Consider the following 21977-nt stretch of genomic DNA (forward strand, 5'->3'; position numbering starts at 1 on the left):
GATTTAGTTACAGTTAAATAGATCTTAGAAAACAAAATCACTGAAAATTGATATTAAGCTGCAACAGGTGGGGCGCGACTACGGAAAAAACTGGTGTGCTGAGAGGTTTGCTCATCGATGACAACAAGACTCACTTCATAAGTCTGAAGATTAACCGTCAGGTCAAAATGATGAGTGGGCAGTAACTTATTTAGCTGATGTTTATGAAAGCAGAGCGTACAGTGGGTTTGGGCTCCACCATCATTGATGTGTTCGACACTATGGGCTGAAGCGGCAAACGACAGGCAGATCAATAGGGCTGAAAGCCATATTGCTATACCTCGTCTAACGCTATTTTTGACCATAGAAAGACACCAAATAAAACCAAATAAAACCAAATAAAACCAAATAAAACCAAATAAAATCGTGCTCAATTTGATACAAACAATAGACTAAGTCAAGTTACAGTTATAATTTAGATAGCTAATATTCAAATTTAGTTATTATGCCTATGAAAATAAGACTTGAGTCACCTTATAAATCGAATAAATTAATACTGACTTAAGGCATTATGGATAAGATTGTGATATTAAAACTGTCGGTTAATACTGATTGAAACCGAACCAACTCGCTTAGATGGGGTAATTAACATGTTAGATTTTTTACGTGCGAACGGTAAAATGCTCTTTTGGACCACCTTATTTTTTATCGCTATTGGCGGTGGAATTTATTATGTAGATACAGCCCTTGAGGCACAAGTTCAGGTTATCGAGTAATTTCGATTGAGAATGTTATATTCATAATTTTTAACTATATCCTTGATAACCACAGCCTAAATGTTATCAAGCATCGGTTACTAGTTTACCTGTAAATACTTCTGTAACACAGTGAATATGGCATTGCCATGTACCTATGAACGTCCATTGTCCAATGCCATAAATAGTACCTTATTAACGATATTTCTGCCTCTGCTCACTATCATCAACTTCCACTTTTTCAGGAGCTTCGATGACCTTCAAATGATCCATCATATGACTAACTAACATAAGCATTGTCGCTATAATAGCAACTGGCGTCGTTATGTTGCGCATTTCAGGTGTGAAATAGCCATAAGTTAACGCCACAATCCCTAGGTAAAAACCTAACATTTTAAGCCGAGAGAGTATCGGACTTTTACCTAACCAAGCATCACAGTGGGGACACTGAATCTGCGCATTAAAACCACTTTCACGTTGATTTTTAACATCATTCACGCCAAAAAACTTACTACAATGGGTGCACAACACAGCATAACTCTCTAAAATATCGACGAAGATAAAGCCAGAGTTTAACAGAATCCACCACAGAAAGTTTATTTACCCTATTCAATAACTAAATTTACACCGAGGTTGAGTGGGGATAGAATAGCGAAAATTTTATACTAGGAATTGATCTATGTATCGCATGATCGCCATGATAATGCTCGCTATCATCGGACTTAGCGGCTTACCAGCACAAGCAGATTCATCCAATATCTCTAACCAACTCACATCACTGCAAACCTCTATTCAGCATGATGTGGCTCAATTGAGCAAAACCCAAGGTGAACTGGCTAATTTCACTGAATATAGAATTAAACAAAATACCGAACTGTTACATGAACAACTCAAAGAGTTGATGGCTAAGTCAAATCTAGATAAGGAGATGCTCAAGCCTTTTATTGAAAGTCACCTCATCTTTATTGGTAAAGTTGATGCCTATTTTAAAAATAAAATCAGTAAGCTGCAAAACCAACTAGGTAAAGGCGATGATAATAGAATCATGATGCAGCTTGCCGTATTGGAAACTGAACGTGATCAACAATTGCAAGCCTATTTAGAGGTACTCGAGTGGGCAAATACTTTAGGTCTTAATACAGGTGATAAAACCGCACTGTTGACAAAAAGCCTTATTGCCCGAGCGAATGGCTTTAATAGCTTTGTTCAGTTCACACAAGACAAATTAAAACTGGCTGTTAAAGAAGTGAGTCTTGCAGGTAAAGATGTCACCGCAGAGCAAACGCTCAATGTCACCGACCTTAAAGAACGCTTATCTTACGCCAGTGCGAGCTTAGGTGTTGCTATTCATCTCCTTGATACCTTAGGTCAGAATACTTCAGATATGAAAGAGACTTTATTTAAAAGCTCAGGTGATATTACTCAAGATGTATTGAATATGGATGTTGCCAGCAGTCTATTCGAACAATGGCTTACCTCAGTGCAGAATTACTTGATTGAAAATGGTCCGGGTATTGTTTTCAAACTGTTTATTTTTGTCTTGATCTTATTCGCTGCAAAGCTGATAAGTAAAGCGGTTCGGAAATTGGTAAAAAAAGCGGTCAGTAACTCTAAACTGAAGGTGAGCATACTTCTGCAAGAGTTCTTTATCTCGCTATCAGGCAAGGCCACCTTCACTTTAGGCGTCTTAATAGCCCTTTCTCAATTGGGAATAGAATTAGCACCTCTTCTAGCAGGCTTCGGTGTTGCTGGTGTGATTATCGGTTTTGCACTGCAAGATACCCTATCTAACTTTGCCTCGGGTATGATGATCTTAATCTATCGGCCTTACGATGTTGGCGATCTAATTAATGCCGCAGGTGTAACCGGTAAAGTCAGCCATATGAGCTTAGTCTCAACCACTATTAAGACTCTGGACAATCAAAGACTCATTATCCCCAACAACAAAATTTGGGGCGATACCATCAATAACATTACCGTCGAACATCAGCGACGTGTGGATATGACCTTCGGTATCGGCTACAGCGATGATATTGAAAAGACAGAAAGGGTATTGGCAGAGATCATTATGGCTCACCCTAAAGTGCTTAAGAGTCCTGAACCGACTATCAAGCTACATACCTTAGGTGAATCATCGGTCGATTTCGTTGTTCGTCCATGGGCTAAGCCTGAAGATTATTGGGATGTATATTGGGATATTACGCGCACAGTGAAAATGCGCTTCGACGCTGAAAACATCAGTATTCCTTTCCCACAACGCGATATTCATGTTTATCAGAAGTAATATATAAACAATTAATATCATATAGTTAACACAACTAAGACCAACAAAAAGGGGCGGATATCGTATTCAGCCCCTTTGCTTTTTCACATACCAAAAACTCAAGTTACTAGGAACTTCTTTTATGCTAAGCCAACAATTTCATCTTTATCGTTGATATCAACATTCAGGTAACCCGGTTTGATTCCCAAGCCTGGCATAGTCATTACCTTGCCTACTAACGCAGTTATAAAGCCAGCACCCGCATTAATTTTTAACTGCATAATGGGCAATTCAAATCCCTTAGGTACACCTTTAACAGCAGGATCATGGCTTATTGAAAGCGGGGTTTTAGCGATACAAACAGCTAAATTATCCAGTCCCATGGCTTTAATCTGCTCAAGTTGCAAATTAGCCTCTTCAGATAGTACTATCCCCCTAGCCCCATATCCTGACTCGGCGATGGTGAGTAATTTAGCTTCAATACTGATATTGGTTTGATAGAGAAAATGAAAATTTGAATCTTGCTCTGTCGCAGCAACAACCTTGCGGGCCAAAGTCTCCGTTCCACTGGCTCCCAGACTAAAAGCATCACTAATTTCACAAGCAAAAGCGCCAGCCTGCATCACTTCACTTTTAAGCCAATCTAACTCTTCCTGTGTATCCGAAGGAAAACGATTAAGGGCGACGACTACAGGGATCCCATATTGACTCACATTATCCATGTGCCATTTTAAATTTAAAAAACCCGCTTCAAGGCGCGTCTGATCTGGCAGGGTAATATCAGCTTCAGAATCAACTCCAGAATTAGCTTTTAGCGCTTTTAACGTCGCGACAAGTACCGCTGCATCGGGTGCTTTACCAGACTCTCGAACCTTAATATTACAGAATTTCTCAAAGCCCATATCTGAGCCAAACCCGCCTTCGGTAACGACAATATCCGCCAATTTAAGTGCGATTCTATCGGCAATAATCGAGGAGTTACCATGGGCAATATTGGCAAAGGGACCCGCATGGATCAAACAAGGATCCCCCGTCAGAGTCTGCATCAATGTAGGTTCGATAGCGTCACTCATGATGACGGTCATGGCACCTGCAACTCCTAACTTATCTGCTGTAATTGGCAGGTTGTTTTTATCTAAAGCCAACACTAAACGACCAATACGTTTACGCATATCTTTTAAATCACGACTCAATGCCAGAATAGCCATCAACTCAGAGGCTGCGGTAATATCAAAACCTGAGGTATGAACCGGGCCATTTAGTTCGCCAAGTCCCACAGTGATAGTACGTAGACTACGTTCATTATGATCAACGACTCTACGCCAAAGGATCTGTTCTGGATCAATATTTAACGGGGATAATCCTGACTGTAGAGTAAACTCTTCAACCGACAATCTCGACTCATGGAAGAGTCGGGCATCAATAGCTGCAGCAGCTAAATTATGGGCACTGCTCACCGCATGAATATCCCCCGTGAGATGAAGGTTCATCTCCTCCATAGGGATAACTTGAGAATAACCACCGCCAGCCGCGCCACCTTTAATACCAAAAACTGGCCCCATACTTGGTTGACGTATACAGGCACAAGCTTTCTTACCGATGGCATTCAACCCTTGTGTCAAACCAATGCTAGTGACTGTCTTCCCCTCTCCAAAAGGAGTCGGTGTTACAGCAGTAACAATCACCAATTTGCCGTCTAAATTGTCCTGAATTCGATCAAGTATAGACAGCTTTACTTTAGCCTTAGCCTCACCATACAGTGACAGTTCTGCGGTTTCGATACCGAATTTTGTTGCAATATCGCTTATATGTTGAGGTTTAGCCTGACGAGAGATTTCAATATCAGTGAGCATTCTGTGGCTCCTTTAAAATAGAGAAGAATAGGGTAACAAATCTGTAGTAGCGGCGAATTTTAGGCGATTCGATGAAAGAGACAAACAGCTAAAACTAAATTGTGATGATTAATTAAGCTTTTATGAATCTAAATCAAATAAATGTGATCTAGCATCTCGTTATACCGATTGATATTAGATAATGACACGTCGCTAAAAACACAAAGGCGCCACTGGCTGGCACCTTCTCGATTCAAAAGAACAGGGTTGTTTTTATAGAAAACTGACTTTCCCTGACAGGTGCGGACGTCGGCCACGGGCATCTCTTAGCTCAAATACAACATTACCTTCACTATTTTCAGCAACAAAAGTCACATCAGACGGCATAAACAGCGGGAGTTTAAAGGCAACATCCACTTTACAAGGCCGCTGGTCAATTTGCGGTATCATCTGAGCAATACATCGTGCTTTTGACCACATACCATGAGCGAGAACACGATCGAAACCAAATCGCTTAGAAAAGACAGGATGAAGATGAATTAGGTTGTAATCACCTGATGCTTTAGCGTATTTACGACCGAGATTATCAGCTAAAGACCAAGACTCTGGCGACTCCCAAGCCATAGCGTTCGCTTTAGGTGGACGGACCCGACGTGCAGTACTTTCGACACGATATAGATAAGTAGACAATGATTCCCACACTAAGACACCATTGACCTTAGCTTGAGAAGCTAATTCAAACTCAAGTCCCGCATCGGTTAACTGGCTACCGATCAAGACACACTCTAAAGTAAACTTTTCATCGACATTTAGCTGCCTATGCTGAGTAATACTATTTTTTAAATGAATCATCCCGAGCAGAGGAAATGTGATCGCTTTATGAGTAAAGATAAAGGCATGAAGACGAAATACCATGACATACAGGTAGGTCAAAGGTAATGTCTTACCGTCAAACTCAAACCCACAAACAGATGCGTAGTCGCTAACATTTTTTGCCAACAAGCCAACGTTCTGAGTACTAACTTGGATCCGAGGCAGCGGTTGCTCATCCCATCCAGGCTTACGCTCAAAGAAGATCTTACGATACAAGGACAATAACGAAGGCATCGCTTTTAGCTCAACCAAATGCTCTTTTTCAACGCTCATCGAACCGTTCAAATTTCAACTCACCACACAGATATTAAGCCAGCGAGTATACCCAAAATGAGTATGTTTGTCCTAAATTTGAACTAATACTTTTATATCAATAAGGTAGAGAAAAAATAGTAACCCAATAGAACAATAAGTGACGCCACTCCCTTTAAAGCTAACCAATATCAGGCTAATCGAAGAGCTCGACAACACACTTTGACTGCTCTTTAATAATCCCTTTAAGGTAAGTTCTTTCCTCTGTTGCCACCCGTTGAATAACGCTAACAGGTAAGCGTTTGAGTAAGACCTTACCGCTATTGGGGTGAAACAAAACTTTACGAGGCCAGGAGCCACCGAGATCTTCAACCTCAACATCGATTCCCTCCATATGAAGGTAGTTTTTTACAAAATCGATATTCGACTGCCCAACATTAAGCACTGTTTCTTTGCTCATCTGAGCCCCACCAAAAATTTTAGCTTTTAATCTCTTACGTTGCCCACCTAAAGTCAGTATTCCGTTAATCAGCTGTTCCATTGCAAAATTGCCATAACGGCATGAGTAACTCATCAATTCATGCCAGTCTTCATTTAGCTCTCTCTCGGGCAACAAAAAGTGATTTAATCCTCCAATGCCAAGCAGAGGATCCCATATACAAGCAGCGACACAAGAGCCCAGTCGAGTGAAAACATACTCATCTTGAGTCGAGATATAAAACAAACCAGGATCGACACGTGCAACGACTTTATTGTGTTTCCTATCCCATTTTCTAGGGATCTCTTCAAAGCCTTTAGTTGGTGATGGAATAACCAGAGCTGTCATTCAGCCTCCTTGCTGGTGAGCTAAGTGATTATAGAAAGTATAGATAAATTACAAACCTGCACCAGAAAGTATAGTCAAGATAACGCTTGGTCACCCAGCTTTACCTCATTGACAAGAATGTTTCCAACAATCATTCACTTCAGCCCCCTTGTTAATCAGCTCCTTGACAATACTTTTAGGACCTACCACATGTCCGGCACCCACCATAATAAACATAGGTTGAGGCGTACTTTCAGCTTCCATCAATTCACGCATTCTCGTTGCCATATTCAAGTTTCGTTGCCACAAGAACTTCTCGACCATCAAGAGGTCATCACCGTCGATCATTTGTCCCTCCATCAACTCATTTAAATGCATTTCATCGCCGTTTCGCCACGCATTCACTAAGGAGTGCATCTCATCATCAGGAGCTTCAATCGCTTCTCTTACCATTTTCCATTGAGTCTCATCATTAAACGATGACATCAATTGAAATTGAAATTCTGTACTTTCCAGCTCTAAAAGAGGCCGACCTCTATTTTTTGAAATAAATCTCTGTTCAATACCATAGGGAGCGGTATAGCCTAACTTTTCAAAGCGAGCCAGACTCAACTGCATCGATTGTAACCAAGGAGCAAACCCTTTCATGGCCGCACACATTTTCCCACGTGTATCACAATAATGATCAAGCTGTGCTTGTGTCTTCATGTCTGCTGACACAGACTTCAATCCATACTGATTGATCAAGGCACTGATATCGGCATTATCAGTATCGGCCTCAACCACCAAAGATGCGGCAGAATCAAATAATGACTCAATTTGAGTAGCCATAGGATAAAAGTCGGCTTTACCCACATGAATTGAGCCAAGTAAATATGCCGTATTCCCTTTATATTCAATTTGATAAAACGGAGGGTTATCCTCAGGAGCTGCCTGCACTGAAAAGGTACAAGCTAAGCAAGCTCCCCAGACTAACGTAAGTATTCCACTTAACTTACTTGTTGCCATCTTCTTCGCCCCTTATAATCTCGACAATTAAAATTTATGAAATGAGAGGCAGTTATGCCACACACACGTGTTATTGAACAACTTAAAGATAATTTACAAGCCGCTTATCGTAAATCTATCGATGCCGATGGCAAACTCGATGAACTTAAAAAATCGGGTCATGTAAAGTTCAATACCATTTTTACCCAAGATGAAGGATTTTCAACTCGAAGTAATCGCTTTAAACCTTATGTTGAAGAGCTGGCCATCGAGCTTGAAAAAATGCCAACTGATGCACAAGCATTACCAGCAGCTCTAGAGCAATTTGTAAGAAAACTTGGTGTGTTAATACAGACTTTACAAGCTTTTAAAGATCAAGCTAAATAAATTCACCCAAAAAATAAGTAAAGTCATCTTGCTGTCACTCTAGGGTTTATTTGCTTTGATCAACAGAAGTGAGCCTCTCCGTAGTTAGCGCTAGGGAAAGTACTTAAAAAAAACAGGCTAAAAAAGCGCTCAGCTCTTTTTAGCCTGTTAGCTAATATGTTGTGAACAATTAAAGCTTTGGCGCTACTGTTTTTTTCAACCAATCAACCAACAATTTAGATTCATACCGAGTCGGTTTATCATTAATACGACCAACTGAATGCATAAATCCTAAATCCGTTAACTTTTCAGCGCCAGCCATAATCGTCTTACCGTCCTGAGTCACTGTATAAGTAAAGGTAATACGCGGAGGATAGATATCTTTCACCACGCGCATATCATGACTGCTTGCGCCAAATGTAGGCCTAACATCTCCTGCAAGATCGAGATTAGTGACTTGCAGTTCAAGTTTTTGATTAGGCTTTAATACTTTAACGGCCTCTTTATTTAGGTTCTTGGTCAAGGTTTCAAAAGTACGCATCTCGTAACGTGATTGGATATCTCCCACAGCTTTAACATCACGAAAACTCTTAGGATCTTTCCACTCTATTTTAACCATTCCATTTTCAGTGACTGGGTTTTCAACAACATCGGTAGCCGCAAACACGGCACCAGAACTCATGATCCCCACTAATAATAAATATGTTACCTTCATATGAACCTCCAAAGATTATCGGACACAAAACGACTGCCTTAAAGTTTACGATTAATAACCTGAATACCCACTTAATGCAAAACAATTAGTGCCTAGCCACTTGTCTAGTTCAATAAACTGACAGAATGATAAAAACAAGAAGTAGACGTATTCAAAAACAAAAAGCGAGCTGTTCTCGCATTTTGTTTTAATGGCTAAATGACTTAATTAGAAAGGGAAACGTTGGCTCAATTGAGGATAGGTACTTTTCAATAACTTCTTCTTAGTTGAGAACTTCTTTCCTTGAGGGGTCGCCATACCAGAGGGAACAAAAGGCAACTCCTCACCGCTTCTATCCTCAAATATTTGTCCTGCAATAAGATCATACTCATCGAGAAAAGGATAAGCATAACCATCTTTTTCAGGCCACTGTGACAATGTGCCTAACACATCAGGAGCTTCGATTGCTTTGTCATACCACTCTTTGCCTAATGAGATCAAAAAGCAGCGAAACTCAGCGAAGGCATATTCAGAGTCACAGCCAGTGATAATATAGGCAGCACCCCACATCGACCAAAAGTAAGAGCGACGCATTTGCTGACCAAATATTTTATCAAACTCGACTAACTCATCATCACTAAATGGTTCAAGCTTAGCTCTTAAATTATCGGCTAAACTGATCTGATCTTGCTCCGGTGTTGCTCTCGTTACCAGTAGCCAAAACTCTGCTTCGGTCATATCTATCCCATCAATGTAAACTCGCCCCTATTCTAACTAATTCACTTCACCAGAGCAGTAAAATTATCCCTCTTAAGCCAGACAAACTAACTTTGACACAATCGGTTGATTTTTTTACACTCCCCCCAATATTTAGCCTGACGAGTTATGCAATGAAAAAACCTACATTAGCCCTCAGCCTCATCATGATCCTGTATGCAGCGCTTGCGGTCGTTGCAACATGGCGGGCCATCAATATCCAAGTGTTCGATCTCTTTTCATTTGGTGTTGTGCCGGTTTTATTTGGTTTACTCTTAAGAACTAGCTGGGCGGGTATCGCTTTTAAAGTCTATTTAGCGATCCAAACCTTAGGGCTAACAGCACTCGCTGGCACTGCCATTATCGCCTACCAAATATCTCCGCAAGATGTAAAAGTGGTATTCAACAATATTGAGATACCGGTGTCTTTAATCGCAATCACTGCTAGCCTAGCTTTAATATTTCAATTTTGGGTCGCTTTTTCTAAATCCACCAAGAGATACTTAGCACTCACCTCAGAATAAAACGTCTATAAAGTTCGCGAACTTAGCTCTGATATTGGCTAACAATCAGCCAGAGAACACTTTCTGCACAGATTTTAGCCTTAAAGAGGCAAGAAGCGGCTTAAAGCTCTTTTAATATCAGATATCTTATGGCATGTTAGTGACTGCAATTACTACAAATACTGTGTGATTGGTATAATTTAATCTACGGAAAGAAGAGACTATTCAAATGAATAAGACTGAACTTGTTGCAAAAATGGCTGAGCGTGCAGAACTGACTAAAACAGAAGCTGCTCGTGCACTAAAATCTTTTGAAGAGACGGTTACAGAAGCGATGAAAAACGGTGATAAGATTTCTATCGTTGGATTTGGTTCTTTCGAAACGTCTAATCGCGCTGCACGTACTGGCCGTAACCCACAAACGGGTAAAGAGATTCAAATCCCTGCCGCCACAGTACCAAAGTTTAAAGCGGGTAAAACACTGAAAGACAGCGTTAACTAAACACGCCTTTCACCGTTTTAAATAAAAACCTCCTGATGGAGGTTTTTTTGTGTCATTTTCTTTAATAACGCTCCCTTCTCTCAATCTTCAAATTTATTGGTTGCACCAGTTAAGTGCGACTTTGCATCAATATTAACCAAAATACAGCATAAGTATCTATTACCAAATACAACTTACTGATATTAATTAATAAAAACATTGGCACATTACTCGCTTATCTATTCTTAATATCTACTGCAGTAAATTCATAAGCCGCAGAGGTATGATTATAAATAATGGGGAATTAAAGATGAGATTAGCACTAACAAGTACACTATTGGCTTCAAGCATACTAACCAGCTTTGGTGCATATGCCGACGTTACCGCAAATATAGGTGCAACGTCTAACTACCTTTGGCGAGGCGTAAGTCAGACCCAAGATGCTGTTGCTGTGCAAGGAGGGATAGACTATGAGCATGACAATGGTTTTTACCTAGGAACTTGGGCTTCAAATGTAGATTTTGGCGATGCCACCAGTTATGAGTTAGATTTTTACACTGGCTATACTGGCAGTATCGGTGAAGAGTTTGGGTATGATATAGGTTACCTTTACTATGCTTATCCTGACAGCGATTCAAATATCGATTTTGGCGAGCTCAAAGCCACTGTGAGTTGGAAATGGTTTAACTTGAGCTACTCACATGTCGTCAATGCAGACAGCGATGTAGCAAGTGAGCCATTAGACAATAAAGACATGGGCTACTTTGACGCAGGAGTGAGCATCCCTCTCTCTGATACGCTATCAATTGCACTGCATTATGGATATTCTACCGATGATATCGTGACCGCTTGGTTTGCAACCAGCCACTACTCTGATTATTCAGTATCTCTTAATAAAGAAACCAGTGTAGGAGACATTAACTTTATGATCAGTGATACCGATCTGAATGGTGATGATCCCAAAATAGTTATTGGATACAGTTATAGTTTCGGCTTATAAACATTTTATTCTTTCAATATCACAAAACTTGAAACTGTGACATACAACAGGGTGAGCCTTGACCTAACAAGCGAGTGCTCACGCTAAGCAATCACAATAACCATTTGAATTTTAATTATTTAATTGAACTATAAAATAAAAAACAGCAACAAGATTAATTTATACATCATCTATAAGAATTGTTAGCTAGATCCCACTTTTTCTCAGTGGAGCCTGATATCTTCCTCATCAGCGCTTACTAATATGCAGTTTACATTCCCGTTACCATCTTAGTGAATATTTAAAACCTAAAGCGTGAACAAATAACCAATCCCGACATGATTTCAAATGTCATTTTTACCTATTAGCAAATGAAAGATGCCAAAGGTATTTAACAAGTAAGGAGTTCGTTATGGCTCAAATGATTGATCTTGCGCCCGACGATGCAGAAATAGAAGCCATCGCTCAACCGTCTAGCAGAAGAGAGATGGATGATATAGTACACCGACGTGCAATAAAGAAGCGTTTAGAAGATCTTCTAGCAGATGCTGAACTACAACGTGCCATGGGTGGAGATTTTTACTAATCCACCTTTTGATGACTGAATCTAGGCAGTGACCTAGATTCAGACATAATATCAAGAATCACTTATCAGATAAATTCCCAAACAACTCACCGTTCTCTTTTATCATTAACATTTTTATCAGATAAAAAAATACCCCGGAGTGATCACTCTGAGGCATTGTTATTGGTAAAACCTAATTATCTAACTCACTCGATAACGATTAATAACCTCATCATCTAGCTCTATTCCTAAGCCCGGAGCATCAGACACATACACGTAACCATTATCAAAAGGTAAGCGGTTTTTGACTAAGTCGGTAAATAGCGGACTATCACTCTGTGAATACTCCATTAACGTGCCATGTTCGCATGCAGCTAAGAAATGCACTGACGCTGCCAGTAAAATACCAGTACTAAAACCGTGTGGCACTAACTGGGTACCGTGCATTTGTGCAATATCATAAATCTTTTTCATTTCGGTAATACCACCACAACGGGTGATATCTGGCTGCACAATATCCACATTTGATTTTTGTAAGAAATCACTGAACTCATAACGTGTTGTTAGTGACTCTCCGCCCGCCAGCTTTTGTGGTATTTGACCCGCAAGCTTAGCGTAACTATTCATATTGTCAGCCAGTACTGGCTCTTCAACCCAGTTTAAATTAAACTTCTCTAAGCGTTTGCACATAGCCATCGCATGGCCACAGGTGCCCCACCTAGAAGCAAGATCAATTTGCACTTCAATATCATCACCAACTGCTTCACGCACATGACGGACGATTTCATAATCTGTGTCAGGGTCGGTACCAAATACACCACCACCAAACTTAATACTAGTGAAACCTTGCGCAACTAATGACTGAGCGATGGCGCGGTTATCTTCAGGTTTATCCGCTGGAATAAAGGTACCGTATGCTTGAATTTTATCGCGATACTTACCACCAAGTAACGTGTGTACAGGTACATTATAAAATTGACCAGCAATATCCCACAGCGCGATATCAATCGCACTAATAGCATGAATGCCTGCACCGCGACGGCCCATATAGTTTGAAGCCCAATACATCTTGTTCCACAGTCTTTCAATTTCTAATGGATTTTCACCCAATAATAATGCCTTAAGACCGTAGCAATATAAGTTCGAGTTCGGTGTTTCAATACAGGCTTTAACCACTTCAGGTGAAGAATCAGCCTCACCAATACCCACTAGACCTGTATCCGTAATTACTTTAACGATAACCGCATCTTCACCCCAAGTGCAGATTTCATCCACTGCTGGTACGCGTAAGTGGATCACTTCTATATCGATAATTTTCATTATTTTGCCTCATCAAAATTGTGCGTGGTTAAGAATTTCTTCAACCCAAAAATACAAATAACTAGAACAATGGTAAATGGCGCAGCAGTTAATGTAACCGCGATCTTTAGGGTCGATAACGATGCATTGATATACAGCATGGCTAACGGTAGTAAACTTAACATGATGCACCAGAATAGACGTAACGAACGAGTTGGATCTTGACCTTGGGACAAGTCTTTAGTGGTTACCGCAGCAACCGTAAATGCGGTAGCATCAAGATGCGAAGCAAGAAACACCATCATTAACACAAAATAGAAAACAGATAATATTGAGCCAAATGGTAAGTTACTAATTAACTCTGCCACCGCATAATCACCGCTTACCGTATTTAATATTTCAGGCACGTTAATGACGCCGGTATTAAACATATCCACAGCGTAACCACTTAAACTGCCAAAGAAGAACCAACAACCACCACAACCACCTGCAATCAGACCTAAAATGACTTCACGAATGGTACGACCCTTAGAGATTCGGGTAATAAAGATTGCCACACCTGGCGTGTAAGTTAACCAATAGAGCCAATAGAATACGGTCCAATCTTTATTGAATGTTCCTTCATTCGTGGCGTCAGTAAACAAACTCATCTCAACAAAATTACCTATGGTTAAGCCCACTGTATTGACGAAGAAGTCGATAATGAATCCGGTATCACCGAGTATCAGTACAATTAAACCAAACACAAATGTCATGCCACATGCCATATGGGCAATTTTTTGTAGACCTTCGCTAATACCAATATATGAGCTTAAGGTGAACGTTAACGTCACCAAACCAAGCAGTAATACTTTGAAAGAAATACATTCTCAAAACCAAACAGTGAAGACAAACCTGTGGATACGGTACCAATGGTAATGGTTGTGGTTAGAATTAAACCGCCAAAAGTCGAAAAAAGGAAAATTAAATCAAGCACTCGACCAGTAATACGACTTGCCATTCCGCCATCTTTTAAGCCTGTAATCGATGACACTAATGATGATAAATTTAAACCCTTGCTGCGATTAACATGGAAGTGATAAGCCATGGTAATAGACGCTAATGCATAAATAGCCCAAGGTGTGATCCCCCAATGGAAAAAGACATAGGACAAACTATGACGCAACGCTTGATTACTTTCAGCGGTGATATTTAAACCGATTGAATTATAGTAATAAGCCCACTCCATAAATGCCCAATACATGGTGGCCGAGCCTAAACCTGCACAGATAAACATGAATATCCAACTCATGTTTGAATACTCAGGATCACCTTCACCTAATTTGATCGTGCCATATTTACTTGCGGCAATAAAAAGCACAATACACACACACGCAAATCCAAGTAGTTGGACAAATGAACCAATACTATTGGTCAAACTTGCGAACATACCGACAGCAGCTTCTTGTGAGCTTTCTGGATACAACATTAATAATACAATTAATGAGAAAACGAACAGTAAGCTAACGCTGATCAAGAATAGATCATTCTTTGATGACGGTGGCGATATTGACAAACTAGTGTCTGTAGCTTGTATGGTCATTATTGTGCTCCACAAATTTAAAGATAAGCATTCGTTATAATTAGAGTGCTATACGAATTGGCGTGGATTTTTTACGATTACTTAAGTAGGATCAAGCAACCATTCTTTATACCTCCATAATGAATCATTATGCGCAGTTCAAAAAAAGAGCACTCATTATTGCGTACCCCTCATTTCGCATGGCTTTTAGCCTTTAAGTCCGTAGCAGAAAAGCAAAGTTTCACGTTAGCAAGTCGTGAACTTCATCTTACCCAACCTGCGGTAAGTCAACAGGTGGCAAAACTCGAAAGCCTCTTTAACGTTAAACTTTTTTTTAGAGATTCAAAAAAGGTCGTGTTAACTGAAGCTGGTGAGCAATTATTGTCGCAAATTGAGACACCATTTAATCGACTGATGAAAGTCGTGGAAACGTTTCAAAAAGTCAGCGACTCATGCTTACTTAATATCGAAACTGAACCTGTTTTCAGTCGAGTGCTAATCAGCCCTGAGCTCCCTAAATTTCTGGAAGAGAATCCACAAATATTATTTAGACAAGTACTCACCACCCATCATCTTGATTTTTTATCAGAAACTGAAGTAGCCATCAAATGGGGCGATGGTAAATGGGATGGGGTTGATGCCCAATTTCTCTGTGGACTTGAATACGTACCTGTTTGCTCGCCAGAATATAAAGCAAAAATGAACATATCGAGCTTAGAAGATTTAAATCGTACGACTTTGATCCACGAACGTGACTACAACGATTGGAAACACTGGTTGAAGTATTACCCTGTTGCAGGACTTAATCTCGATCAAGGTCATGTAATAGGTGAGTCGGATGTGGTCATGTCGATGGCAGTTTCTGGTATCGGGGTGGCATTATGTGGCTATGATTTAATTAAAGAACATCTGCAATCAAAAAAGTTGATTATGCTGTTTCCGGATCTCAAAGTTAGGCACCACAAAGCCTATTATATTTTAACTCGCCGCCATCATGAACTTTCTGCACAATCCAAATTATTTATTGCTTTCTTACATCAAATTGTATTAAAAAACGCTCGGATTTATTAATGAAATAAGTTCGGTTAAGCCCATCATCCTAACACCTGGAAATGCATTAGCTATTTTCAACTCTCGTAATCGCGGTGCAGTAAACAAGATGCCATTAACTCACGGTTAATGATCATGAGAACCTGAGTATCGAAAGACTACTATTTGAATATTTCAACAGCGATCGATTTAGAGGTTGGCGTCCAACTTAAATCACCAACACTTTCTAAAGGCACCAGTGGATTTGTTTCCGGATAATACGCTGCAACATTGCCTCGTGGAATGTCGTATTCAATCAAGGTAAAATCCGAAACTTGACGGAGCTTGCTATCAGGCCAAAGTGAGTTAATGTTAACGCAATCTAGATGTGCTAGCCCTAAAAGAGCTATATCTTCAGCATTCATCATTAACACTCTACGCTGGCCATAAACGCCTCTGTACCTGTCATCCAAACCATAGATAGTTGTATTATATTGATCATGGGAACGCAAAGTCTGCAGCACAAAAACAGGTTTATCGGTTAATCCATAAATAGACTGAGGCACGATTGAATCTGGTAATTCATGGGTCATAAACTCCGCTTTCTGACTCTCTGTATTCCATATATGTCGAGCTGCTGGATTGCCTAAATAGAAGCCTCCTGCTTGTTGGATTTGATGATTAAAGTTATCAAACCTAGGGATCACTTCAGCAATTTTATCGCGAATATTGTCATAGTCGGCAATCATCTCAGACCAATCAACTAACGCCTCACCTAACGTCGCTTTAGCGATACCTGCAATGATTGCAGGCTCAGATAACATCTGCCCCAACTCACTCTCTACCACTCCAGCAGAGCCGTGCACCATGCTAAATGAATCTTCAACGGTCACCTTCTGAGCCCCACTTGCCTGCATATCAATATCTGTTCGCCCAAGACAAGGTAAAATCAGCGCCTGTTTACCTGTCACCAAATGCGTTCGATTCAACTTAGTCGCTATATGCACCGTTAAACCACAGCGGCTTAGGGCTTCCTCCGTCAATTGTGTATCTGGGGCTGCCGCAGCAAAATTGCCACCTAATCCGATAAAAACTTTACTCTCACCAGACAACATAGCGTGGATCGCCTGCACCACATTATGCCCGGGCTCTACAGGAGGAGAAAAACCAAACACTCGCTCAAGACTTGCCAAAAAAGCCTTATTGGGCTTTTCGTTGATCCCCATCGTTCTGTCACCCTGTACATTACTGTGGCCACGAACAGGGCACAAACCAGCTCCAGGTTTGCCTAGTTGTCCTCGCAATAACTGTAAATTGGTCAGTTCCTGAATAGTCTGCACTGAGTGTTTATGTTGTGTGAGCCCCATGGCCCAAGTACAAATAACACGATCAGCGTTAAGGTGAGCTTTAGCTGCTTGCTCAAGTTGTCCCTGAGTCAGTCCCGACTGCTCAATGATTTTACTCCAACGAGTGTTCTCAACCTCCTCAAGGTAACGCTCAATTCCCTGACTATGTTCAGAGATAAACCCATCATCAAATACGCCAGCTCCTCCGGTGGTTTTATTATCCTTATCCATCGCCACCATCGCTTTGACCATGCCTCTGATCGCCGCCATATCGCCACCCAACTTAGGGGTGAAATAGACACTGCTGATGGGCGTTGAGCCGTGAGTTACCATCTCAACCTTATCCTGAGGATTAGCAAAACGCTCTAAGCCACGCTCTTTTAAGGTGTTAAACGTAATGATCTGAGCGCCGCGCCGAGATGCTTGATACAAGGTGTCTAGCATTCTTGGATGATTACTACCTGGGTTTTGACCAAATACAAAAATAGCATCAGCATACTCAAAATCATCTAAGGTAACCGTGCCTTTCCCTACTCCAATGGAGGCGGTCAATGCCACACCCGTTGCCTCATGACACATGTTAGAGCAGTCAGGGAAATTATTGCTACCGTACATTCTGACAAATAGCTGATACAGAAAAGCAGCCTCATTACTGGTGCGGCCAGAGGTATAAAACTCAGCCTGATTTGGATTGGCTAGTCCATTTAACGTGCCAGCAATGAGCTCAAAAGCATCTGCCCATGAGATTGATTCATATCTGTCGGTATCCGAGTTATATGTTAGTGGCTCAGATAATCGTCCTTGTGACTCTAAAAAGTAACCGTCCTGCAATTTAAGTTCACTGACACTGTGATGCTGAAAAAACTCAGCGGTCACTCGTTTACTGGTCGCCTCCCAGTTCACCGCTTTAGCGCCATTTTCACAAAACTTAAAGTGCCCCTGCTCACGGTTTTCACCCCATGCACATCCAGGGCAATCAAAACCATGATCTTGATTGGTTTTGAGTAAATTTCTAATATTATTGGCAAGGTTCTCACTTTTAATAAGGTGCTTTGCCGTGCTGGCTAAGGCTCCCCACCCACCGGCAGCTTGAGCATATTTAGCGATTCTTTTTTTTGTCATAGTATCGACTCAAACTCCTAGGTTAAACGCCTCTGCTATAGACTCTCGGGGCGTCATGCTTGGTAAGGTGGAGCAAATTAATATTGTGTTTCTCGGCCCAAGATACCGCCAAATTCGTTGGCGCAGACAAACACACTAAGGTCGAAAATCCGGTACGGGCTATTTTTTGAATTAATTCATAACTACAGCGGCTGGTCATCACAATAAAACCTGTATCAGGATCAAGCTTAGTCGCGATAAGATGACCAATCAGTTTATCGAGTGCATTATGGCGACCCACATCTTCCCGACAGGCCTTTATCTCGCCATTGTAGTAAACAAAAAAGGCCCCGTGCAGCGCACCTGAAATTTGTCCATATTGTTGCCACTCTCTTAACTTCGGCGCTAAGTCAGTCAACACTCTCAAATCCGGCAACGCGCTTTTAGCTACGGGAAGGGCTGGTGACAACAGGTTTTCCAATGCTTCTAACCCACAAATCCCACATCCTGTACGTCCACTCAGTTGACGTCTCTGTCGTTTAAGTTGAGCAAAATCTCTCTCATGAATGGTGACATTGGCTTCAATCCCCATCTTCGTCACTTGATAATCAATATCTTTGAGGCTCACGGCTGAAGAGATAATATTTTCGGACAGGGAAAAGCCTAAGATGAAGTCGTCTAACGCGACAGGAGTCACCATCATCACAGCATGGTTTACCCCTTGGTAACTGATAGACAAGGCAATTTCGGTCACTAAGCAGGCACTGTCAACGTGTTCCCCACCAAGGTATTTAAAATCTAATGAGCTACTCGCCGAACATAGATATTCAGCTCTATCTTGAGTCACTTTGTCCGGGTCCATTCGCTATAGTTAACATATACTACACACCTTTAACATCAGAGAGTCAAGAGATAACAGCCACAACCTATTACTATCAAAATAACAATTAATCCAATGCGTTACATATAAGATAAAGTTATCAGTCATTAAAAATAACTTATCAATTCTCAACAAGATTCAAAGGGTATCTCTGCACGATACTTTACCTTGAAACATAAGGTTACGCCTGTATCTACGTCGACAGTTTATCTCTTCGATGTAACTAATTGAGTAGCAGATATTATGCAGGAAACATCTTGGAAATTTAGGCGAGAATGTTAAAAATTATCTTGACATGATACCAGCAGGTTAGTAGCTTGAGTATTCTTATATATAATAATACTCATGAGGGTATATGTCTCCCTATGCTCATTAGTCTAAAAGACAATGTCTTAGTATGTTATTAGGTAACTTAATAAGGTGATTTCGTTAATATCAACTTTCAAATATACATGTTGCCTTATCAAATAAAATTACATGGATCCGAAATTGGTTTATTTCAATCTTTAGCCTTTATGTTGACATTAACGAGTTTAATTCCCTTGATGACGATGCTCGAGATAGAACAAATAATATGTCGGTAACTGACAACTTTTAACATTGGCAAAGAGGTTATAACGCCTCCATATTTGCCTTTAAATAAGAGGATTTGATTATGATCAAAAAATTTCATTTTTTATACATGCTACTTGCGTGCAATATTGCTTTTGCTAGTGACGACGATCAAACGCTTTTAAAACCAAACGTAATCATTTTTTATGTTGATGATCTTGGCTGGCAAGATTCACAATTAAATGACATAGATAAGCCCACACCATGGGAAACACCTAATATGTTGAAGCTCGCCGACCAGGGAATGAACTTCACTCAAGCCTATTCATCAGCGCCAACGTGCGCTCCTTCTAGAGCGGGTTTATTATCCGGTCAACACCCGGCGAAAATAGAGCTAACTCACGTATTAGGAGCAAGAATTCCGCGATCAAAGAGTCATTCAAAACTAATAGCACCCTATATTAATGACCATCTGTCGCAAGACACATTAACAATAGCCAGTGCTTTACAAAACAACGGTTATAAAACAGGGCATTCTGGAAAGTGGCATTTGGGAGATTATCGAGAAAATGGACCACTTACAGTGGGATTTGATTTTTCTTATGGTGGTCGTGGCGCTCATAGAAGTGCTAAAGACAGATCAACAGATTTTTCAGGCAACACCCCGACAGAAAAATATCCGTTAAGTATAGAAAAGTACGCACCTTTCAGCGATAAGTATCCAGAGGGCATCTCTTATCCTTACGACGAGGTAACTGAAAACGCTTTGTCTTTTATTGATGATAATAAGGACGAACCTTTTTTCCTTTATCTTGCCCATTGGCTAGTTCACTTTCCAACGGTGACTAAAAATAGAGAGTTGCTTGAATACTACACAGATAAACTAGGTATTCCTTTCCCTACAGATCCATCAAGTATCACTACAGAAGGCCAAACTAACCCTTATTACGGCGCTATGGTTACCACGGTGGATTGGAGTTTAGGTAAACTTATCTCCTATCTAGAGAAAACTGATGATCCAAGAAATCCTGGGAAAAAATTAATCGAAACAACTTATGTCTTTCTCTCTTCTGATAATGGTGGTGCCGAGAAGCATAGCCAAGAAATAATAACAGATAATGCCCCATTAGATATGGGGAAGAAACACGCACAAGAAGGCGGAATTCGAGTTCCAATGGTGGTTTCAGGACCTACTATTAAAGCGGGCACTCAATATCATGGCTTAGTAAATCAGCTGGATTACTTTCCTACCATCATGCACCTTTCTCAGGCTTCTATAGATAAGGGAGATGAGGAAAAACTGAGTGGTTTAGATATTTCAAATGTCTTAAGTGATGAGAATCAAACCATTGTTGATAAGCAAGGTAACCCAAGAGAAAATTTATTCTGGCACTTCCCTCACAACACTGACCACCAGATGCAGTCAGCCTTAAGAGAGGGTGACTTTAAATTATATAAAAATCACTTAGATAACAGTTTTGAACTATATCGATTATATCAAAATGGTAACAGAGCTGACTTAGAAGAGAAACATGACTTAGCTTCAGTACCTAAACACCAAGCTCGTTTAGCAAAGTTAACAGAAAAATTAGAATCCCACCTTGAATTAAACAATGCAGTCCTCCCTTATTTAAACCCTTTGTATCAAGGGGAATTAGAAGGAAAGTCAGATATACCAAGAATCGTTTCTAATACCTTCAATCCTGAAACAAGAGTTGCAACGATACAATTAAAAGGGGGGAGAGCAGAAGTAAAGGAAGCCTATTTATTAGTACGAATTGCAGACCCAAAAGTATACCAAGACGGAGATGTAACTAGAGTAGGAAAAGTAGTGGTAACTTATAAGAAGTTACCAGCAAGAATAAATAGCAACCAACTCATTATTAGGGCAACGGTGCCGAGGAAGTACGAGAGGTACTTATTTGTATTAATTGATGAAAATAATTTCTTAAGAAAAACCCCTCTCACACTAACAACGGTAGAATGAAAATCTAAACGACCCGATATTAACAAGGATGTAAATATCGGTAACGCACAATTCTCAAACTAATAAGGAGGCTATAATGCCTCCTTACCTTCCCTGAATAATCAAGTATAAATAGTTACAACCGAAAAGACT

General features: G+C 40.5%; 20 protein-coding genes and 1 pseudogene. 9 read left to right on the forward strand and 12 right to left on the reverse strand.

Going from position 1 to position 21977, the window contains the following annotated elements:
* Positions 1-53 precede the first annotated feature (53 nt).
* On the reverse strand, positions 54-344 hold the full coding sequence (locus tag HWQ47_RS24475; RefSeq protein WP_269968579.1) for an ABC-type zinc uptake system zinc chaperone: 291 nt from the start codon (positions 342-344) through the stop codon (positions 54-56).
* A 285-nt stretch (positions 345-629) separates the two neighbouring features.
* Here HWQ47_RS24475 and HWQ47_RS24480 point away from each other — a divergent pair, with 285 nt between their 5' ends.
* Positions 630-755 carry a hypothetical protein gene (locus tag HWQ47_RS24480; protein ID WP_269968580.1) on the forward strand — a complete coding sequence of 42 codons (126 nt, stop codon included), beginning with the start codon at positions 630-632 and terminating at the stop codon, positions 753-755.
* A 174-nt stretch (positions 756-929) separates the two neighbouring features.
* On the opposite strand, the gene HWQ47_RS24485 is transcribed toward HWQ47_RS24480, so the two are convergent.
* Positions 930-1265, reverse strand: a complete 336-nt coding sequence (locus HWQ47_RS24485) for a hypothetical protein (protein ID WP_269968581.1) — start codon at positions 1263-1265, stop codon at positions 930-932.
* Between the two features lie 148 nt (positions 1266-1413).
* Between HWQ47_RS24485 and HWQ47_RS24490 the strand changes: the two genes are divergently transcribed.
* On the forward strand, positions 1414-3018 hold the full coding sequence (locus tag HWQ47_RS24490; RefSeq protein ID WP_269968582.1) for a mechanosensitive ion channel family protein: 1605 nt from the start codon (positions 1414-1416) through the stop codon (positions 3016-3018).
* Positions 3019-3137: 119 nt separating this feature from the next.
* Here HWQ47_RS24490 and HWQ47_RS24495 read toward each other — a convergent pair whose 3' ends face one another.
* The 4 genes from HWQ47_RS24495 to HWQ47_RS24510 all read right to left on the reverse strand — a co-directional run bounded on the left by HWQ47_RS24495 (position 3138) and on the right by HWQ47_RS24510 (position 7767).
* The gene (locus HWQ47_RS24495; protein ID WP_269968583.1) at positions 3138-4850 is read right to left on the reverse strand and encodes a formate--tetrahydrofolate ligase; all 1713 of its coding nucleotides are present in this window, start codon (positions 4848-4850) and stop codon (positions 3138-3140) included.
* Positions 4851-5102: 252 nt separating this feature from the next.
* Entirely contained in the window at positions 5103-5936 is an 834-nt protein-coding gene (locus tag HWQ47_RS24500; RefSeq protein ID WP_269971852.1) for a MaoC family dehydratase, read from the reverse strand.
* A 214-nt stretch (positions 5937-6150) separates the two neighbouring features.
* Positions 6151-6780, reverse strand: a complete 630-nt coding sequence (locus tag HWQ47_RS24505) for a chemoreceptor glutamine deamidase CheD (RefSeq protein WP_269968584.1) — start codon at positions 6778-6780, stop codon at positions 6151-6153.
* A gap of 105 nt (positions 6781-6885) precedes the next feature.
* The gene (locus tag HWQ47_RS24510; RefSeq protein ID WP_269968585.1) at positions 6886-7767 is read right to left on the reverse strand and encodes a TraB/GumN family protein; all 882 of its coding nucleotides are present in this window, start codon (positions 7765-7767) and stop codon (positions 6886-6888) included.
* Between the two features lie 54 nt (positions 7768-7821).
* Between HWQ47_RS24510 and HWQ47_RS24515 the strand changes: the two genes are divergently transcribed.
* A complete protein-coding gene (locus tag HWQ47_RS24515; protein ID WP_269968586.1) occupies positions 7822-8133 on the forward strand; it encodes a prephenate dehydrogenase in 312 nt (103 codons plus the stop codon).
* Between the two features lie 169 nt (positions 8134-8302).
* Here HWQ47_RS24515 and HWQ47_RS24520 read toward each other — a convergent pair whose 3' ends face one another.
* Together HWQ47_RS24520 and HWQ47_RS24525 are read right to left on the reverse strand one after the other, a co-directional pair.
* Positions 8303-8827 (reverse strand): DUF3016 domain-containing protein, encoded by a 525-nt coding sequence (locus HWQ47_RS24520; protein WP_269968587.1) that lies wholly within the window; start codon positions 8825-8827, stop codon positions 8303-8305.
* 207 nt (positions 8828-9034) lie between these two features.
* On the reverse strand, positions 9035-9544 hold the full coding sequence (locus tag HWQ47_RS24525) for a DUF4240 domain-containing protein (protein WP_269968588.1): 510 nt from the start codon (positions 9542-9544) through the stop codon (positions 9035-9037).
* Positions 9545-9696: 152 nt separating this feature from the next.
* On the opposite strand from HWQ47_RS24525, the gene HWQ47_RS24530 reads away from it, so the two are divergent.
* The 4 genes from HWQ47_RS24530 to HWQ47_RS24545 all read left to right on the forward strand — a co-directional run bounded on the left by HWQ47_RS24530 (position 9697) and on the right by HWQ47_RS24545 (position 12111).
* Positions 9697-10086 (forward strand): hypothetical protein, encoded by a 390-nt coding sequence (locus HWQ47_RS24530; protein WP_269968589.1) that lies wholly within the window; start codon positions 9697-9699, stop codon positions 10084-10086.
* Between the two features lie 208 nt (positions 10087-10294).
* On the forward strand, positions 10295-10567 hold the full coding sequence (locus HWQ47_RS24535) for an HU family DNA-binding protein (protein WP_269968590.1): 273 nt from the start codon (positions 10295-10297) through the stop codon (positions 10565-10567).
* Positions 10568-10856: 289 nt separating this feature from the next.
* Positions 10857-11546 carry a TorF family putative porin gene (locus HWQ47_RS24540; RefSeq protein ID WP_269968591.1) on the forward strand — a complete coding sequence of 230 codons (690 nt, stop codon included), beginning with the start codon at positions 10857-10859 and terminating at the stop codon, positions 11544-11546.
* Positions 11547-11937: 391 nt separating this feature from the next.
* On the forward strand, positions 11938-12111 hold the full coding sequence (locus tag HWQ47_RS24545) for a hypothetical protein (RefSeq protein ID WP_269968592.1): 174 nt from the start codon (positions 11938-11940) through the stop codon (positions 12109-12111).
* 180 nt (positions 12112-12291) lie between these two features.
* Here HWQ47_RS24545 and HWQ47_RS24550 read toward each other — a convergent pair whose 3' ends face one another.
* Both HWQ47_RS24550 and HWQ47_RS28150 read right to left on the reverse strand, forming a co-directional pair.
* Complete coding sequence (locus tag HWQ47_RS24550) at positions 12292-13410, reverse strand: mandelate racemase/muconate lactonizing enzyme family protein (RefSeq protein WP_269968593.1); 1119 nt, start codon at positions 13408-13410, stop codon at positions 12292-12294.
* Positions 13410-14971, reverse strand: a pseudogene (locus HWQ47_RS28150) (BCCT family transporter). Before HWQ47_RS28150 ends, HWQ47_RS24550 begins: the two are co-directional and overlap by 1 nt.
* Positions 14972-15100: 129 nt before the next feature.
* Between HWQ47_RS28150 and HWQ47_RS24565 the strand changes: the two are divergent.
* The gene (locus tag HWQ47_RS24565; protein WP_269968596.1) at positions 15101-16021 is read left to right on the forward strand and encodes a LysR substrate-binding domain-containing protein; all 921 of its coding nucleotides are present in this window, start codon (positions 15101-15103) and stop codon (positions 16019-16021) included.
* A 140-nt stretch (positions 16022-16161) separates the two neighbouring features.
* On the opposite strand, the gene HWQ47_RS24570 is transcribed toward HWQ47_RS24565, so the two are convergent.
* Both HWQ47_RS24570 and fdhD read right to left on the reverse strand, forming a co-directional pair.
* Complete coding sequence (locus tag HWQ47_RS24570; RefSeq protein WP_269968597.1) at positions 16162-18447, reverse strand: FdhF/YdeP family oxidoreductase; 2286 nt, start codon at positions 18445-18447, stop codon at positions 16162-16164.
* A gap of 22 nt (positions 18448-18469) precedes the next feature.
* Entirely contained in the window at positions 18470-19273 is an 804-nt protein-coding gene (gene fdhD / locus HWQ47_RS24575; RefSeq protein ID WP_269968598.1) for a formate dehydrogenase accessory sulfurtransferase FdhD, read from the reverse strand.
* A gap of 688 nt (positions 19274-19961) precedes the next feature.
* Between fdhD and HWQ47_RS24580 the strand changes: the two genes are divergently transcribed.
* Complete coding sequence (locus HWQ47_RS24580) at positions 19962-21845, forward strand: sulfatase (protein WP_269968599.1); 1884 nt, start codon at positions 19962-19964, stop codon at positions 21843-21845.
* Positions 21846-21977 lie beyond the last annotated feature (132 nt).

The sequence above is a fragment of the Shewanella sp. MTB7 genome (assembly GCF_027571385.1).
In the GTDB taxonomy this organism is placed as follows: Bacteria; Pseudomonadota; Gammaproteobacteria; order Enterobacterales; family Shewanellaceae; genus Shewanella.

Coding starts and splice junctions, on each gene's coding strand:
- HWQ47_RS24515 (WP_269968586.1), top strand. CDS start 7,822: ATGCCACACACACGTGTTATTGAACAACTTAAAGATAATTTACAAGCC.
- HWQ47_RS24570 (WP_269968597.1), bottom strand. CDS start 18,447: ATGACAAAAAAAAGAATCGCTAAATATGCTCAAGCTGCCGGTGGGTGG.
- HWQ47_RS24500 (WP_269971852.1), bottom strand. CDS start 5,936: ATGCCTTCGTTATTGTCCTTGTATCGTAAGATCTTCTTTGAGCGTAAG.
- HWQ47_RS24490 (WP_269968582.1), top strand. CDS start 1,414: ATGTATCGCATGATCGCCATGATAATGCTCGCTATCATCGGACTTAGC.
- HWQ47_RS24530 (WP_269968589.1), top strand. CDS start 9,697: ATGAAAAAACCTACATTAGCCCTCAGCCTCATCATGATCCTGTATGCA.
- HWQ47_RS24565 (WP_269968596.1), top strand. CDS start 15,101: ATGCGCAGTTCAAAAAAAGAGCACTCATTATTGCGTACCCCTCATTTC.
- HWQ47_RS24535 (WP_269968590.1), top strand. CDS start 10,295: ATGAATAAGACTGAACTTGTTGCAAAAATGGCTGAGCGTGCAGAACTG.
- HWQ47_RS24580 (WP_269968599.1), top strand. CDS start 19,962: ATGATCAAAAAATTTCATTTTTTATACATGCTACTTGCGTGCAATATT.
- HWQ47_RS24545 (WP_269968592.1), top strand. CDS start 11,938: ATGGCTCAAATGATTGATCTTGCGCCCGACGATGCAGAAATAGAAGCC.
- HWQ47_RS24525 (WP_269968588.1), bottom strand. CDS start 9,544: ATGACCGAAGCAGAGTTTTGGCTACTGGTAACGAGAGCAACACCGGAG.
- HWQ47_RS24475 (WP_269968579.1), bottom strand. CDS start 344: ATGGTCAAAAATAGCGTTAGACGAGGTATAGCAATATGGCTTTCAGCC.
- HWQ47_RS24505 (WP_269968584.1), bottom strand. CDS start 6,780: ATGACAGCTCTGGTTATTCCATCACCAACTAAAGGCTTTGAAGAGATC.
- HWQ47_RS24550 (WP_269968593.1), bottom strand. CDS start 13,410: ATGAAAATTATCGATATAGAAGTGATCCACTTACGCGTACCAGCAGTG.
- HWQ47_RS24480 (WP_269968580.1), top strand. CDS start 630: ATGTTAGATTTTTTACGTGCGAACGGTAAAATGCTCTTTTGGACCACC.
- HWQ47_RS24495 (WP_269968583.1), bottom strand. CDS start 4,850: ATGCTCACTGATATTGAAATCTCTCGTCAGGCTAAACCTCAACATATA.
- HWQ47_RS24540 (WP_269968591.1), top strand. CDS start 10,857: ATGAGATTAGCACTAACAAGTACACTATTGGCTTCAAGCATACTAACC.
- HWQ47_RS24520 (WP_269968587.1), bottom strand. CDS start 8,827: ATGAAGGTAACATATTTATTATTAGTGGGGATCATGAGTTCTGGTGCC.
- HWQ47_RS24510 (WP_269968585.1), bottom strand. CDS start 7,767: ATGGCAACAAGTAAGTTAAGTGGAATACTTACGTTAGTCTGGGGAGCT.